This window comes from Streptomyces sp. NPDC007875 (assembly GCF_042868035.1).
Taxonomy (GTDB): domain Bacteria; phylum Actinomycetota; class Actinomycetes; order Streptomycetales; family Streptomycetaceae; genus Streptomyces; species Streptomyces antimycoticus.
The window spans coordinates 405274-420155 of sequence record NZ_JBIADZ010000001.1 but is presented as its reverse complement, the minus strand read 5'-3'; the positions used below and the strand labels follow the sequence as shown (position 1 = coordinate 420155).

Sequence of the window (14882 nt, the reverse complement as noted above, 5' to 3'; positions counted from 1 at the left end):
GGGGGTCTCCCGCGGCTCACGGCGCGCCACGAGGGCGCGTGGGGCCTACATTGGGGGTGACCACCTTCGACGACCCGCCGTCCCCTCCCAAGGCTGTGAGCACGCCATGGCCGTCACCCCCCGGGGCCCCGATTTCGGAGCGCTCGCCCGCCAGGACCCGGAGCTGGCGGGGATCATCCTGAGCGAGATCGACCGCGTCTCCGGCGGCCTCCAGCTGATCGCGGCCGAGAACTTCACCTCGCCGGCCGTGCTGGCGGCGCTCGCCTCGCCGCTGGCCAACAAGTACGCCGAGGGGTACCCCGGCGCCCGCCACCACGGCGGCTGCGAGATCGTGGACATCGCCGAGCGGGTCGCCCAGGACCGGGCGAAGGCCCTGTTCGGCGCCGAGCACGCCAATGTGCAGCCGCATTCGGGGTCCTCGGCGGTGCTGGCCGCCTACGCCGCGCTGCTGCGGCCCGGGGACACCGTGCTCGCGATGGCGCTGCCGCACGGCGGCCATCTCACCCATGGCTCACCCGCCAATTTCTCCGGCCGCTGGTTCGACTTCATCGGCTACGGTGTCGATCCGGCGACCGGCCTGATCGACTACGAGCAGCTCCGCGCGCTCGCTCACGCCCACCGGCCGAAGGCGATCGTCTGCGGTTCCATCTCCTATCCGCGCCATCTGGACTACGCCGCCTTCCGTGCCGTCGCCGACGAGGTGGGCGCGTATCTCATCGCCGACGCCGCCCATGCGATCGGTCTGGTCGCGGGAAAGGCGGCGCCGTCCCCGGTGCCGTACGCGGATGTGGTGTGCGCAACGACACACAAGGTGCTGCGCGGGCCGCGCGGCGGAATGCTGCTGTGCGGTGCGGAGCTCGCCGAGCGGGTCGACCGGGCGGTGTTCCCGTTCACCCAGGGCGGCGCCCAGATGCACACCGTCGCGGCCAAGGCGGTGGCGTTCGGCGAGGCGGCGGCGCCCGCCTTCACCGCCTATGCGCGGCGGGTGGTGGCCAATGCCCGGGTGCTCGCGGACGCCCTGGTCGCGGAAGGTCTCGCGGTGACCACGGGCGGCACCGACACCCATATGATCACCGCCGATGCGGCCCCGCTGGGCCTGGACGGACGGGCCGCGAAGGCCCGCTGCGCGGCCGCCGGGATCGTCCTGGACACCTGCGCGCTGGCGTCCGCCACGGAGCCCCGGGGGTGCGTCAAGGGGGTGCGGCTGGGCACCGCCGCGGTGACCACCCAGGGAATGGGAGCGCCGGAAATGGAGCGGATAGCGGCCCTGATGGGAACCGTGTTGCGGGACGAAGGCGTGGTACGGGAAAAGGTGGCGGAACTGGCCGGGAGATTTCCGCCCTATCCGGACGAGGGCCGAATCATGCAACCATCCGAAGGTGTAGGACGTCTGTAAGTACGTTCACCGCGAGGCGTCCGACACGCATAAGGTGTGAGGCTGTGATGGCCAGCGATACCTCTGGGGCAGCCTGTGCGTGAATACCTGCTGACTCTGTGCATCACGGCCGCGGTCACCTATCTGCTGACCGGGCCGGTGCGGAAATTCGCCATCGCGGCCGGTGCGATGCCAGAGATCCGCGCCCGTGATGTGCATCGCGAGCCCACTCCGCGGCTCGGTGGCATCGCCATGTTCGGCGGGCTGTGCGCGGGGCTGCTGGTCGCCGCCCATCTGACCAACCTCAAGGACGTCTTCGAGGTCTCCAACGAGCCACGGGCGCTGCTGTCCGGTGCCGGGCTGATCTGGCTGCTGGGTGTGCTGGACGACAAGTGGGGCGTGGACGCGCTGATCAAGCTCGGCGGCCAGATGATCGCCGCCGGTGTGATGGTGCTCCAGGGTCTGACCATCCTGTGGCTTCCGGTGCCCGGCGTGGGGCCGGTCTCGCTGACGCCCTGGCAGGGCACGCTGCTGACCGTCGCCCTGGTCGTCATCACCATCAACGCCGTCAACTTCGTTGACGGTCTTGATGGTTTGGCGTCGGGGATGGTGTGCATCGCCGCCGCCGCGTTCTTCATGTACGCCTACCGCATCTGGTACGGCTACGGCCTGGAGGCGGCCGCGCCCGCCACCCTGTTCGCCGCCGTCCTCATGGGGATGTGCCTGGGCTTCCTGCCGCACAACGCGCACCCCGCGCGGATCTTCATGGGCGACTCGGGCTCGATGCTGATCGGGCTGGTGCTGGCGGCGGGCGCGATCTCCATCACCGGCCAGGTCGACCCGGACGCGATGAAGCTGTTCGAGGGGTCCGAGCAGGCCGCGGTGCACGCCACCGTCCCGGTCTACATCCCGCTGCTGCTGCCGCTGACCGTCATCGCGGTGCCCTTCGCCGACCTCGTGCTGGCCATCGTCCGGCGCACCTGGCGGGGCCAGTCGCCGTTCGCCGCGGACCGCGGCCATCTGCACCACCGGCTGCTGGAGATCGGCCACTCGCACAGCCGGGCCGTCCTGATCATGTACTTCTGGTCGGCGCTGATCGCCTTCGGCGCCGTGGCGTACTCGGTGAACTCGGCAGGTGTGTGGTTCGTCCTCGCGATCGTCGCGCTGAGCGGGGTCGGGCTGGTGCTGTTGCTGCTGCCGCGGTTCACCCCGCGCGTTCCGCGCTGGGCCGAGGCATTCGTTCCGCCGCGCTATCGCCGCGCCAACCGGATCGCGCGGGCCGAGCGGAGTGCCGAGATGCCCGCGGAGCCGGTGGCGGCCGTGGCCGGCGCGGGCCCCGCACCGTCGGATCCGGAGATGGCCGCGCCCGAGCCGGTGGGCTCCGGGATGAACGGTGGGGCGAACGGCGGGATGAACGGCGGCGCGAGCGGCGGGGCGAACGGCGCCACCGCGATCGGCGACCGGTCCCGCTTCACCCACCGCCGCAGGATCGGCTCACCCCAGTAACCCTGCTGGTAATTCCCCCAGTAAGTGGCGGAGGGAACGGCCCGGAGAGAGCGCCGAAGATCACAGGACGGCGTCAGCACGGTACATAGCCGATAACTCTCCCGTGTGACGTGCAGCACATCCAAAGGGTAAAGACCTCATCAAATAGTTTGTGATACCGTTCACTAAACCCGGTGCTTAGACCCGAGGGGCCGTAGGGCGACGGCTCTTCGTCGTGAGGTCTCCTCTGTTCCCGGGGATACGCTCGTCCACGACGAATCGTTGCTTCCGACACTTGCCGGAGAAACCCTTCATGCAGTCCAACGACGCCAGAACGCTCCTGAGTTGCGCCGTGCCCACCGCCGTCGCCGGCGTGGTCGCCGTCGCTGTCGGTGCTGCGTTCGCAGGTGGCAAGGGAGCGATCGGCGCGGGCTTTGGCGCATTCGTCGCCGTGCTGGTGATGGCTTCGGGGCTGATCGTGCTGGAGCGCACCGCGAAGCATCTCCCTCATCTCTTCCAGGCCATGGGCATGGTGCTTTTCATGGCCGAGTTCCTGCTGGTGGCGGTCGTGCTCGCGGTGTTCCAGGACACCACGATGTTCAACGTCAAGGCCTTCGCCATCGCGCTGCTCGCCGCGACCCTGGTGTGGGTCGCCGCACAGACTCGTGCGCATATGAAGGCGAAGATCCTCTATGTGGAGCCCGAAGCCGAGGACGAACCTAAGCCCGAGGGGGCGAAGAAGTCCGCTCCCGCCGGGTCCACGTCGTGAGAAGTAGGGCCGGGATAAGAGCATGTGCGCTCACCTGCTATCGTCCGGTGCCATCTGAGGCACAGCGGGCGCAGGTAGCTGAACCCCCGGATTCCACGGGACGGAATCGGCGGCCCATGCAGCTGATGCCCGACATACCACTCGGCCACGCGCCGATCAGCCGCCCCCACATCCGTAAGACCAGTCCAGTGCCGTTCCGTGGCCGCGTGCCGCGCCGACACAACGAGGTTGCCGTACCCATGCGCCACGCTGAAGGAGCTCGCGGTGAGTTCTGACCAGACGCTCGCCTTCGAGACGAACTGCCACATCTTCGACGGGTGCGGCTTCCCGGCACCCGGACTCCATTCGTTCAAGTTCGAGCCGCTCTTCTCCGTCGGCGGCTTCGACTTCAACAAGCCGATGCTGCTGGCCCTGCTGGGTACGGTCGCCATCGTCTGGTTCTTCTGGGCCGCCTTCGCCCGGGCCAAGGTCGTGCCGGGCAAGCTGCAGATGATCGGCGAGGCGGGCTACGACTTCGTGCGCCGCGGCCTGGTCTATGAGGCCCTCGGCAAGAAGGAGGGCGAGAAGTACGTCCCTCTCATGGTCTCGATCTTCTTCTTCGTCTGGATCATGAACCTCTGGTCGATCATTCCGGTCGCCCAGTTCCCGGTGACGTCGATCATCGCCTTCCCGGCCGGTCTGGCCGCGATCGTCTACATCCTCTGGATGTACCTGACCTTCAAGAAGCACGGCTTCGTCGGCGGCTGGAAGAACATCACCGGCTACGACAAGGAGCTCGGCGCGATCCTGCCGATGATCGTCGTGATCGAGTTCTTCTCGAACGTCATCATCCGGCCCTTCACCCACGCGGTCCGGCTCTTCGCCAACATGTTCGCGGGGCATCTGCTGCTGCTGATGTTCACCATCGGCACCTGGTACCTGCTGAACGGCATCGGCATCGTCTACGCGGGCGCGTCCTTCGTGATGACGATTCTGCTGACCGCCTTCGAGCTCTTCATCCAGGCTGTCCAGGCGTACGTCTTCGTGCTCTTGGCCTGCAATTACGTCCAGGGCGCGCTCGCCGAGCACCACTGAGCACACCTGACTCCCAGACCATCAGACGTCCGGTGGCCAACCCCCACCGGCCCATGAAACGCAAAGGAAGAACCGGCATGTCCGCTCTCCAGACCCTCGCCGCCGACGGCATCACCGGCAACCTCGGCTCGATCGGTTACGGTCTCGCCGCCATCGGCCCCGGCGTCGGCGTCGGCATCATCTTCGGTAACGGCACCCAGGCCCTGGCCCGCCAGCCCGAGGCCGCCGGCCTGATCCGCGCCAACCAGATCATGGGCTTCGCCTTCTGTGAGGCGCTCGCGCTGATCGGTATCGTCATGGGCTTCCTTTTCAAGTCCTGAACGGACCGCTTTAACCACGACAGACGGAAGGCACTGATGTGAACGCCCTGGTACAGGTGGCGGCCGAGGAGAGTGAGAACCCCCTCATCCCGCCGATCCCGGAGCTGGTCATCGGCCTGATCGCCTTTGCCATCGTCTTCTTCTTCCTCGCCAAGAAGCTCCTCCCGAACATCAACCGGGTTCTGGATGAGCGCCGTGAGGCGATCGAAGGCGGGATGGAGAAGGCCGAGGCCACTCAGGCCGAAGCCCAGCAGGTCCTCGAGGACTACCGAGCCCAGCTCGCCGACGCCCGTCACGAGGCCGCGCGACTGCGCCAGGAGGCGCAGGAGCAGGGCGCCACGCTCATCGCCGAGATGCGCGCGGAGGGCCAGCGGCAGCGTGAGGAGATCATCGCTGCCGGTCACGCCCAGATCGAGGCCGATCGGAAGCAGGCCGCTCAGACCCTGCGCCAGGACGTGGGCAGGCTCGCCACCGACCTGGCCGGCCGGATCGTCGGCGAGTCGCTCGAGGACGTGGCCCGGCAGAGCCGCACCATCGACCGGTTCCTCGATGAGCTCGAGGCCAAGACGCACGACGGCTCGAAGGCCGAGGCCGGCCGATGAACGGAGCGAGCCGGGAGGCACTGGCAGCCGCGCGCGAGCGCTTCGACGCCCTGACGGACAACACCGCCGTCGACGCGTCGAAGCTCGCCGAGGAGCTGGCCGCCGTCACCGCGCTGCTCGACCGTGAGGTCTCGCTGCGCCGGGTCCTCACCGACCCGGCGCAGCCCGGCGAGGCCAAGGCCGAGCTGGCCGCGCGGGTGCTGGGCGGGCAGGTCGGCGGCGAGTCCATCGACCTGATCTCCGGCCTGGTCCGTTCCCGCTGGTCGCGCTCGCGCGACCTGGTGGACGCGCTGGAGCAGCTGGCCAGCGCCGCCGACCTGGTGGCGGCCGAGCGGACCGGCGCCCTCGACAACGTCGAGGACGAGCTGTTCCGGTTCGGCCGGATCGTCTCCTCCTCGTCCGAGCTTCGGGGCGCGCTCACCGACCGGCGCGCGAGCGTTACGGCCAAGGCCGGGCTGGTCCGCGAGCTGCTCGGCGGCCGGGCCGACCAGGTGACCGAGCGGCTGGTGATCCGTCTGGTGACCCACCCGCGGGGTCGTAGCCTGGAGGCAGGTCTCGACGAGCTGTCCAAGCTGGCGGCGGCGCGCCGGGACCGTACGGTCGCGGTCGTCACCTCCGCGGTGCCGCTCAGCGACCGGCAGAAGCAGCGGCTCGGCGAGGCACTGGGGAAGCTGTACGGACGGAAGATGCACCTCAACCTCGACGTGGACCCGGAGGTCCTCGGCGGGATCTCGGTGCGCATCGGCGACGAGATCATCAACGGGACCATCGCGGACCGCCTCGACGAGGCGACCCGTCGGATGGCCGGCTGACACAGCCACCAACTCAACAAGCATGTAAGCGGCCCGAGTTGGGCCGTGGTCAGACACTTCGGGCCCAACAAGGAGAGCAGGGAACCCAGATGGCGGAGCTCACGATCCGGCCGGAGGAGATCCGGGACGCGCTGGAGAACTTTGTCCAGGCGTACCAGCCGGACGCGGCCTCGCGCGAGGAGGTCGGGACGGTCAGCGTTGCCGGCGACGGCATCGCGAGGGTCGAGGGTCTTCCCTCGGCCATGGCGAACGAACTGCTGAAGTTCGAGGACGGCACCCTCGGCCTCGCCCTCAACCTCGAGGAGCGCGAGATCGGTGCGGTCGTCCTCGGGGAGTTCAGCGGCATCGAGGAGGGCCAGCAGGTGCACCGCACCGGCGAGGTTCTCTCGGTCGCCGTCGGCGAGGGCTACCTCGGCCGCGTGGTCGACCCGCTGGGTGCCCCGATCGACGGCCTCGGCGAGATCGAGACCGAGGGCCGCCGCGCCCTTGAGCTGCAGGCCCCCACGGTCATGGACCGCAAGTCGGTGCACGAGCCGATGGAGACGGGCTACAAGGCCGTCGACGCCATGACCCCGATCGGCCGCGGCCAGCGCCAGCTGATCATCGGTGACCGGCAGACCGGCAAGACCGCGCTGTGCGTCGACACGATCATCAACCAGCGCGACAACTGGCGCTCCGGCGACCCCAAGAAGCAGGTCCGCTGCATCTACGTCGCCATCGGCCAGAAGGGCTCCACCATCGCGTCCGTGCGCGGTGCGCTGGAGGAGGCCGGTGCCCTGGAGTACACCACCATCGTCGCCGCCCCGGCGTCCGACCCGGCGGGCTTCAAGTACCTGGCCCCCTACACCGGCTCGGCCATCGGCCAGCACTGGATGTACCAGGGCAAGCACGTCCTGATCGTCTTCGACGACCTGTCCAAGCAGGCCGACGCCTACCGCGCCGTGTCGCTGCTGCTGCGCCGTCCGCCGGGCCGTGAGGCCTACCCGGGCGACGTCTTCTACCTGCACTCCCGGCTGCTGGAGCGCTGCGCCAAGCTCTCCGACGAGATGGGCTCCGGTTCGATGACCGGTCTGCCGATCGTCGAGACCAAGGCGAATGACGTGTCGGCGTTCATTCCGACCAACGTCATCTCCATCACCGACGGCCAGTGCTTCCTGGAGTCGGACCTGTTCAACGCCGGTCAGCGGCCGGCGCTGAACGTCGGTATCTCGGTCTCCCGTGTCGGTGGCTCCGCCCAGCACCGGGCCATGCGGCAGGTCTCCGGCCGGCTCCGCGTGGACCTCGCCCAGTACCGCGAGCTCGAGGCGTTCGCCGCCTTCGGCTCCGACCTGGACGCGGCCTCCAAGGCGTCGCTGGAGCGCGGTGCGCGCATGGTCGAGCTGCTGAAGCAGTCGCAGTACGCCCCGTTCTCCACCGAGGACGAGATCGTCTCCATCTGGGCCGGCACCACGGGCAAGATGGACGACGTCCCGGTCGAGGACATCCGCCGCTTCGAGCGTGAGCTGCTGGACTACCTGCACCGTGAGCACAAGTCGCTGCTGACCAGCATCGTCGAGGGCGGCAAGATGTCCGACGACACGATCGCGGCGCTCGGCGAGGCGGTCGACGGCTTCAAGCGGCAGTTCGAGACCTCGGACGGCAAGCTGCTGGGCGAGGGCTGAGCATGGGTGCCCAGCTCCGGGTCTACAAGAGGCGGATCAAGTCCATCTCTGCGACCAAGAAGATCACCAAGGCGATGGAGATGATCGCCGCCTCGCGCGTCGTCAAGGCGCAGCGCCGGGTGGCCGCGTCGAGTCCGTACGCCAGTGAGCTCACCCGGGCGGTGGGTGCGGTTGCCACCGGTTCCACCACCCAGCACCCGCTCACCACCGAGGCGACGAACCCGACGCGGGCCGCGTTGCTGCTCATCACGAGCGACCGTGGTCTGGCCGGCGGCTACTCGTCCAACGTCATCAAGGCGGCCGAGCAGCTCACCGAGCGGCTCACCGGCGAGGGCAAGGAGGTCGACGCCTACATCGTCGGCCGTAAGGGCGTCGCCTACTACGGCTTCCGTGAGCGCAAGGTCACGGAGTCGTGGACCGGCTTCACCGACAACCCGACCTACGCGGACGCAAAGAAGATCGCGGGCCCGCTGATCGACGCTGTCCTCAAGGACACGGCCGACGGCGGCGTGGACGAGCTGCACATCGTGTTCACGGAGTTCGTGTCGATGCTGACGCAGACGCCGGTCACCGACCGGCTGCTGCCGCTCAGTCTCGAGGAGAAGGCGGACGAGCAGAAGGCGAAGGGCGAGATCCTTCCGCTCTTCGACTTCGAGCCGTCGGCGGAGGACGTCCTCGACGCGCTGCTGCCGCGGTACGTCGAGTCGCGTATCTACAACGCCCTGCTGCAGGCCGCCGCCTCCAAGCACGCGGCCACCCGGCGGGCGATGAAGTCGGCGACCGACAACGCCGAAGAGCTCATCAAGTCGCTCACGCGACTTGCCAACGCGGCCCGCCAGGCCGACATCACCCAGGAAATCAGCGAGATCGTCGGTGGCGCGAGTGCCCTGGCCGACGCCTCTGCGGGGAGTGACTGACACTATGACCACCACTGTTGAGCCAACCGCTGTGGCCTCCGGCCGCGTCGCGCGGGTCATCGGCCCGGTCGTCGACGTGGAGTTCCCCGTCGACTCGATGCCGGAGATCTACAACGCGCTGCACGTCGAGGTCGCCGACCCCTCCCAGGAGGGGGCGAAGAAGACCCTGACCCTCGAGGTCGCGCAGCACCTGGGCGAGGGCCTGGTCCGCGCCATCTCCATGGAGCCCACCGACGGTCTGGTCCGCCAGGCCCCGGTGACCGACACCGGCGACGGCATCACGGTGCCGGTCGGCGATGTCACCAAGGGACGGGTGTTCAACACCCTCGGCAAGATCCTCAACGAGCCCGAGGCCGAGTCCGAGGTCACCGAGCGCTGGTCCATCCACCGCAAGGCCCCGGCCTTCGACCAGCTCGAGTCCAAGACCGAGATGTTCGAGACCGGCCTGAAGGTCGTCGACCTGCTGACCCCGTACGTCAAGGGCGGCAAGATCGGTCTGTTCGGCGGTGCGGGCGTCGGCAAGACCGTGCTCATCCAGGAAATGATCATGCGTGTGGCCAAGCTGCACGAGGGCGTTTCCGTGTTCGCCGGCGTCGGCGAGCGCACCCGTGAGGGCAACGACCTGATCGAGGAGATGGCCGAGTCCGGCGTGCTCCCGCAGACCGCGCTGGTCTTCGGCCAGATGGACGAGCCCCCGGGCACCCGTCTGCGTGTCGCCCTGGCCGGTCTGACCATGGCGGAGTACTTCCGCGATGTGCAGAAGCAGGACGTGCTGTTCTTCATCGACAACATCTTCCGCTTCACCCAGGCCGGTTCCGAGGTCTCGACCCTGCTCGGCCGGATGCCCTCCGCGGTGGGCTACCAGCCGAACCTGGCCGACGAGATGGGCATCCTGCAGGAGCGCATCACCTCGACCCGTGGTCACTCGATCACCTCGATGCAGGCGATCTACGTCCCCGCGGACGACCTGACCGACCCGGCCCCGGCGACCACCTTCGCGCACCTCGACGCGACCACGGTGCTCTCCCGGCCGATCTCGGAGAAGGGCATCTACCCGGCGGTGGACCCGCTGGACTCGACGTCCCGGATCCTGGACCCGCGCTACATCTCGCAGGACCACTACGACTGCGCCTCGCGCGTGAAGTCGATCCTGCAGAAGTACAAGGACCTCCAGGACATCATCAACATCCTGGGCATCGACGAGCTCGGCGAGGAGGACAAGCTCACCGTCTTCCGCGCCCGCCGCATCGAGCGCTTCCTGTCGCAGAACACCCACGCGGCGAAGCAGTTCACCGGCCTCGACGGATCGGATGTGCCGCTGGACGAGTCCATCGCCGCGTTCAACGCGATCGCCGATGGTGAGTTCGACCACTTCCCCGAGCAGGCGTTCTTCATGTGCGGTGGCCTGGACGACCTCAAGGCCAAGGCCAAGGAGCTGGGCGTCTCCTGAGCCCCGTAGCTCCGCGGGAGGGGTGGGCCCGGTCCCACCCCTCTCCGTACGCCCGTTATTCTTTGACGAAAGCCCTGCCCGACCCGGCAGGGAGAGACCCGAGGAGCCACGTTGGCTGCTGAGCTGCACGTCGAGATGGTCGCGGCGGACCGTAGTGTCTGGTCCGGTGCGGCCACCTTGGTCATCGCGCGCACCACATCGGGTGACATCGGCGTCATGCCCGGCCACCAGCCGCTGCTCGGTGTGCTGGAGTCCGGCCCGGTGACCATCCGTTCGGTCGACGGCGGGACGGTCGTGGCCGCGGTGCACGGTGGGTTCATCTCGTTCGCGGACGACAAGCTCTCACTGCTGGCCGAAGTCGCGGAGCTGTCCGACGAGATCGATGTCAAGCGCGCGGAGCGGGCGCTGGAGCGTGCCAAGTCGGAGGCGGACGCCGCCGCCGAGCGGCGCGCCGACGTCCGGCTGCGTGCGGTGGCGGGAGCGCACTGAGCCTGTCACGTACGGTCGGAAAACCTCAGCCGCGGACCTCGCTGGAGCCCTTTCAGCGGTCCGCGGCTGAGGCGATGCAGGTGCGGTTTTTCCGGATGACGCGAGGAGGTCGGTGAAGATGGTCCTCGCTCTGCTTGTGGGCGGCGTGGTCGTCGCGCTGGTGGTGGTCGGACTCTTCGTCTTCGGTCTCCGGAGGCGGCTGATCCAGCGGTCCGGCGGCACCTTCGACTGTTCCCTGCGCTGGGACCCACCCGCAAGCGAATCCGAGACCAGCGGCAAGGGCTGGGTGTACGGGGTCGCCCGCTACAACGGCGACCGCGTCGAGTGGTTCCGCGTCTTCTCCTATGCGCCCAGGCCCCGGCGGGTGCTGGAGCGCGCCTCGATCGAGGTGCTGGAGCGGCGCACCCCCAAGGGCGAGGAGGAGCTGGCGCTGCTTTCCGACGCGGTGGTGCTTGCCTGCCGGCACGGCGGCACCCGGCTGGAGCTGGCCATGAGCGAGGACGCCTTGACCGGCTTCCTGGCCTGGCTGGAGGCCGCGCCCCCCGGCCAGCGCGTCAACGTCGCCTAGCCACCTCAGCACCCGCGGCACCCAGGTCATCCCGTGCGCTATCGCACGCCCAGTTCCTGGGCCAGCACCGCGGCCTGGACCCGGCTGCGCAGTTCCAGCTTGTTCAGCAGCCGGCTGACATGTGTCTTCACCGTCGCCTCCGCCATCCTGAGCCGCGCCGCGATCTGCGCGTTCGACAGCCCCTGACCGAGACAGGCCAGCACCTCCCGCTCCCGCGGGGTGAGCGAGGCGAGCGCCGAGGGACTGGGCGTGGTGGGGGAGGGAGCGGCCTGGGGCCGGGCGAACTCCGCGATCAGGCGGCGGGTCACCGCCGTGGCGATCATCCCCTCGCCGCGCCCCACGGTACGGACCGCCTCGATCAGATCGGCCGCCTCGCTGTCCTTGAGCAGGAACCCGGAGGCGCCCGCGCGCAGCGCCCCGAAGACGTACTCGTCGAGATCGAACGTGGTGAGCACCAGCACATCGGCCAGCTGTTCGGCGACCACCTGGCGGGTCGCCGACACCCCGTCCAGCCGTGGCATCTGGACGTCCATCAGCACCACATCGGGGCGCAGCGCCCGGGCCATCTCCACCGCCTGGAGGCCGTCGACCGCCTCGCCGACCACCTCGATATCGGGGGCGGACCGCAGGATCAGCACCAGCCCGGAACGCACCGCGCTCTGGTCCTCGGCGACCAGAACCCGGATCGGCTCGGACGCGGTGCCTGAGGGCGGGGCGGGCGGGGTCACGGTGGCTCCTGGTCGTCGAAGGGTCATGGCACACTCTGAGCGCTCTCGTCACCCCGGGGCAGCGCGGCCCGCACCTGCCACACCCTGCCCCGGGGCCCGGTGACGGGTCCGGCGTCGAGGGTGCCGCCGAGCAGGTTCACCCGCTCGCGCATCCCGATCAGCCCGGTGCCGGAGCCGGGCGCCCGGGGGCCCGAGCGGTCGCCGTAGGGGCTGATGACGCTGACTTCGAGCGGGCCGTCCGCGCGATGCGCCAGCGTCACGTCCACCCGGCCGGGTGCGGCGTGCTTGAGGGCGTTGGTGAGCGACTCCTGGACGATGCGGTACGCGGCGAGCTCGACCGGGGCGGGCAGCGGGTCGGCGCCGGCCGGCCGCTCGTCGCACAGGACGATGTCCTGCCCGCCGGGGCGGGCGTTGGCGCGGGCCTGCTCCAGCAGGGTGTCGAGCGCGTCGAGCGTGGAGATGGCGACCGGTTCCGCCGTGTCCCCGGGGTCCCGCAACAGCCCGATCAGCCGGCGCATCTCGGCCAGGCCCCGCACGCTGTTCTCCCTGATGACGCCGAGCGCCTCGTCGGTCGCGGCGGGGTCCTTCAGGGAGAGCGCGGCGCTGGAGTGGATGGCGATGGCCGACAGGTGGTTCGCCACCATGTCGTGGAGTTCGCGCGCCATCCGGGAGCGCTCGGAGGCGACGGCCTCGCGCCGGTCCAACTCGGCCAGCAGGGCGACGCGTTCCGCCTCCAGACGGGCCGCCGCGGCCTCTTCGCGGTGGTTGCGGACCACCGTCCCGGTCCACGCCGGGGTGAGGGTGAGCAGCGCGACGAACGGGCCGACCAGCAGCGCCACCGGGTCGCCGAAGATGGCCAGCGGCACCACGGTCGCCAGCCCCGTGAGCAGACCGCAGATCTGGGGGATACGCCGGGCGGCAAGGGGGCCGGAGTACATGACGGCCGCGTACACCAGGTCGGTGTAGATCAGGAACGTCACGGCCAGCCCGCCGCTGAGGATGTCGACGCCGAGCGCGGCGGTCCCCACGCCCAGTCCGATGAGGGGCCGGGAGCGGCGCAGCAGCACGGCCGCCGAGATCACGACCAGCGCGATCAGCCCCAGCCATCGGGGCGTGTGGAAGAACGATTGGTTGTTGTGCACCCCCACCGCCCACATCAGGGCCCCGCCGAGCAGTCCGCAGAGGCCGATCAGGACGTCATGCCGGTGTGGGCGCGGGAGGTGGGGGCGGGACGGCATGGCACCCATCACACCACGTGGCGCGCCGGGTGGGCCTCCCCCTTGGGTCCGGGGCCGCCGCCCGGCGGCGTACATCGAAGGATGCAGCCGGGTTTCATCGCCGACGACGACGCGGGCGCCCTGATCGCCGGGAGAGGGTGGGGCCAAGGGCAGAGCGAGAGAGGAACCATCGTGGTTGTCGCGTTGATCATCGCCTGTGAGGTCGGCTTCTGGGTGCTGCTGGCCATGGGGCTCCTGCTGCGGTACGTGGCGAAGATGCCGAAGGCCAGCACCGTGGTGCTGCTGTGCGAGCCGCTGCTGGAGCTGGTGCTGTTCGTGACGACCGTGATCGACCTGAGGAACGGCGCCGAACCGGACTGGAAGCACGGCCTCGCCGCGGTCTACATCGGATACTCGGCCGCGCTCGGCCATTCGACGATCAAATGGGTCGACGCCCGGGTGGCCCACCGCTTCTTCGGCGGCCCGCCGCCGGTCAAGCCGGCCAAGTACGGCGCGGCGAAGACGCTTCACGAGTGGAAGACGGCCGGCCGCTGGGTGCTGGCGGCGGTCATCGCCATCGCTCTGCTCCAGGGCGCGATCTGGTACGTCGGCGACGACGGCGAGATCGGCTCGCTGCGCGACTGGCAGGTCAAGATGCTGTTCCTGATCGGCATCAACGTGGCCATCGCGCTCAGCTACACACTCTTTCCCAAGCGGGAGCGCTCGGCTTCCTCTGCCCGCTAACCCCCGTAGCGGGCAGGTCACCGAGCCCCGCCCCCGCCCGTCGGCCCCGGCCGCGCATCCGCGTAGCTCCGGGGCCGACGGGACCGGGGGGCCTCAGCGGTTCTCGCCCGGGACCCACAGGACGTCGCCGACCTCCTTGTTGGCCGCGCGGGCCAGGATGAACAGCAGGTCCGAGAGCCGGTTGAGATAGGTGGCGGTGAGCGCGTTCATCGACTCACCGTGCTCGGCGAGCGCCGCCCAGGTGGAGCGCTCGGCGCGGCGCGCCACCGTGCACGCCTGGTGCAGCAGCGCGGCGCCGGGGGTGCCGCCCGGGAGGATGAAGCTGCGCAGCTTCTCCAGCCCCTCCAGGAAACCGTCGCAGTCCGCCTCCAGCATGTCGATATAGCCCTGCTCCACGCGCAGCGGGGGATGGGCGGGGTTCTCCACCACCGGCGTCGACAGATCCGCGCCCACGTCGAACAGGTCGTTCTGGACGCGGACCAGCACCTTGACGATCTCGGCGGGCAACTGGCCCAGTGCGATGGCCACCCCGATCGCGGCGTTCGCCTCGTTGGCGTCGGCGTACGCGGCGATCCGCGCATCGGTCTTGGAGGTGCGGCTCATATCGCCGAGGGCGGTGGTGCCCGTGTCCCCGGTACGCGTATAGATGCGGGTGAGATTGACCATGGGTC

The 14882-nt window shown here is 69.4% G+C and carries 16 protein-coding genes; 13 read left to right on the top strand and 3 right to left on the bottom strand.

Annotation, left to right across the window (positions count from 1 at the left end):
* The first annotated feature begins 106 nt into the window (after window positions 1-106).
* The 12 genes from glyA (at window position 107) to ACFYOY_RS01735 (ending at window position 11522) form a co-directional block, all read left to right on the top strand.
* Window positions 107-1396, top strand: a complete 1290-nt coding sequence (gene glyA, locus ACFYOY_RS01790) for a serine hydroxymethyltransferase (RefSeq protein WP_351880223.1) — start codon at window positions 107-109, stop codon at window positions 1394-1396.
* 63 nt (window positions 1397-1459) lie between these two features.
* On the top strand, window positions 1460-2881 hold the full coding sequence (locus ACFYOY_RS01785) for an MraY family glycosyltransferase (RefSeq protein WP_351880999.1): 1422 nt from the start codon (window positions 1460-1462) through the stop codon (window positions 2879-2881).
* Between the two features lie 292 nt (window positions 2882-3173).
* Entirely contained in the window at window positions 3174-3629 is a 456-nt protein-coding gene (locus ACFYOY_RS01780) for a hypothetical protein (RefSeq protein WP_388584166.1), read from the top strand.
* A gap of 264 nt (window positions 3630-3893) precedes the next feature.
* Window positions 3894-4703 carry a F0F1 ATP synthase subunit A gene (gene atpB / locus ACFYOY_RS01775; protein ID WP_059147674.1) on the top strand — a complete coding sequence of 270 codons (810 nt, stop codon included), beginning with the start codon at window positions 3894-3896 and terminating at the stop codon, window positions 4701-4703.
* Between the two features lie 77 nt (window positions 4704-4780).
* Window positions 4781-5023, top strand: coding sequence for an ATP synthase F0 subunit C (gene atpE, locus ACFYOY_RS01770; RefSeq protein ID WP_037951036.1), 243 nt, complete (start codon window positions 4781-4783; stop codon window positions 5021-5023).
* Window positions 5024-5061: 38 nt separating this feature from the next.
* Window positions 5062-5625 carry a F0F1 ATP synthase subunit B gene (locus ACFYOY_RS01765; protein WP_351880230.1) on the top strand — a complete coding sequence of 188 codons (564 nt, stop codon included), beginning with the start codon at window positions 5062-5064 and terminating at the stop codon, window positions 5623-5625.
* The gene (locus tag ACFYOY_RS01760) at window positions 5622-6437 is read left to right on the top strand and encodes a F0F1 ATP synthase subunit delta (RefSeq protein ID WP_351880233.1); all 816 of its coding nucleotides are present in this window, start codon (window positions 5622-5624) and stop codon (window positions 6435-6437) included. The genes ACFYOY_RS01765 and ACFYOY_RS01760 overlap by 4 nt, the downstream gene beginning before the upstream one ends.
* An 89-nt stretch (window positions 6438-6526) precedes the next feature.
* A complete protein-coding gene (atpA, locus tag ACFYOY_RS01755) occupies window positions 6527-8098 on the top strand; it encodes a F0F1 ATP synthase subunit alpha (RefSeq protein ID WP_093464699.1) in 1572 nt (523 codons plus the stop codon).
* 2 nt (window positions 8099-8100) lie between these two features.
* Entirely contained in the window at window positions 8101-9015 is a 915-nt protein-coding gene (locus ACFYOY_RS01750; RefSeq protein WP_093464700.1) for a F0F1 ATP synthase subunit gamma, read from the top strand.
* 4 nt (window positions 9016-9019) lie between these two features.
* Window positions 9020-10465, top strand: a complete 1446-nt coding sequence (gene atpD, locus ACFYOY_RS01745; RefSeq protein ID WP_351880237.1) for a F0F1 ATP synthase subunit beta — start codon at window positions 9020-9022, stop codon at window positions 10463-10465.
* A gap of 111 nt (window positions 10466-10576) precedes the next feature.
* Window positions 10577-10954, top strand: coding sequence for a F0F1 ATP synthase subunit epsilon (locus tag ACFYOY_RS01740; RefSeq protein WP_211123639.1), 378 nt, complete (start codon window positions 10577-10579; stop codon window positions 10952-10954).
* 118 nt (window positions 10955-11072) lie between these two features.
* On the top strand, window positions 11073-11522 hold the full coding sequence (locus ACFYOY_RS01735; RefSeq protein WP_059147806.1) for a DUF2550 domain-containing protein: 450 nt from the start codon (window positions 11073-11075) through the stop codon (window positions 11520-11522).
* Window positions 11523-11560: 38 nt separating this feature from the next.
* On the opposite strand, the gene ACFYOY_RS01730 is transcribed toward ACFYOY_RS01735, so the two are convergent.
* Both ACFYOY_RS01730 and ACFYOY_RS01725 read right to left on the bottom strand, forming a co-directional pair.
* Window positions 11561-12277 carry a response regulator gene (locus ACFYOY_RS01730; protein WP_388584158.1) on the bottom strand — a complete coding sequence of 239 codons (717 nt, stop codon included), beginning with the start codon at window positions 12275-12277 and terminating at the stop codon, window positions 11561-11563.
* Complete coding sequence (locus tag ACFYOY_RS01725) at window positions 12274-13488, bottom strand: histidine kinase (protein WP_351880243.1); 1215 nt, start codon at window positions 13486-13488, stop codon at window positions 12274-12276. The genes ACFYOY_RS01730 and ACFYOY_RS01725 overlap by 4 nt, the downstream gene beginning before the upstream one ends.
* Window positions 13489-13659: 171 nt before the next feature.
* Here ACFYOY_RS01725 and ACFYOY_RS01720 point away from each other — a divergent pair, with 171 nt between their 5' ends.
* Window positions 13660-14211, top strand: a complete 552-nt coding sequence (locus ACFYOY_RS01720; protein WP_351880245.1) for a hypothetical protein — start codon at window positions 13660-13662, stop codon at window positions 14209-14211.
* Window positions 14212-14304: 93 nt separating this feature from the next.
* On the opposite strand, the gene ACFYOY_RS01715 is transcribed toward ACFYOY_RS01720, so the two are convergent.
* On the bottom strand, window positions 14305-14877 hold the full coding sequence (locus tag ACFYOY_RS01715; RefSeq protein ID WP_351880247.1) for a cob(I)yrinic acid a,c-diamide adenosyltransferase: 573 nt from the start codon (window positions 14875-14877) through the stop codon (window positions 14305-14307).
* Window positions 14878-14882 lie beyond the last annotated feature (5 nt).

Excerpts from the sequence above, each read along its gene's own strand:
- glyA (WP_351880223.1), top strand. The coding sequence starts at position 107 with ATGGCCGTCACCCCCCGGGGCCCCGATTTCGGAGCGCTCGCCCGCCAG.
- ACFYOY_RS01780 (WP_388584166.1), top strand. The coding sequence starts at position 3,174 with ATGCAGTCCAACGACGCCAGAACGCTCCTGAGTTGCGCCGTGCCCACC.
- atpE (WP_037951036.1), top strand. The coding sequence starts at position 4,781 with ATGTCCGCTCTCCAGACCCTCGCCGCCGACGGCATCACCGGCAACCTC.
- ACFYOY_RS01760 (WP_351880233.1), top strand. The coding sequence starts at position 5,622 with ATGAACGGAGCGAGCCGGGAGGCACTGGCAGCCGCGCGCGAGCGCTTC.
- atpA (WP_093464699.1), top strand. The coding sequence starts at position 6,527 with ATGGCGGAGCTCACGATCCGGCCGGAGGAGATCCGGGACGCGCTGGAG.
- ACFYOY_RS01750 (WP_093464700.1), top strand. The coding sequence starts at position 8,101 with ATGGGTGCCCAGCTCCGGGTCTACAAGAGGCGGATCAAGTCCATCTCT.
- atpD (WP_351880237.1), top strand. The coding sequence starts at position 9,020 with ATGACCACCACTGTTGAGCCAACCGCTGTGGCCTCCGGCCGCGTCGCG.
- ACFYOY_RS01735 (WP_059147806.1), top strand. The coding sequence starts at position 11,073 with ATGGTCCTCGCTCTGCTTGTGGGCGGCGTGGTCGTCGCGCTGGTGGTG.
- ACFYOY_RS01730 (WP_388584158.1), bottom strand. The coding sequence starts at position 12,277 with ATGACCCTTCGACGACCAGGAGCCACCGTGACCCCGCCCGCCCCGCCC.
- ACFYOY_RS01725 (WP_351880243.1), bottom strand. The coding sequence starts at position 13,488 with ATGCCGTCCCGCCCCCACCTCCCGCGCCCACACCGGCATGACGTCCTG.
- ACFYOY_RS01715 (WP_351880247.1), bottom strand. The coding sequence starts at position 14,877 with ATGGTCAATCTCACCCGCATCTATACGCGTACCGGGGACACGGGCACC.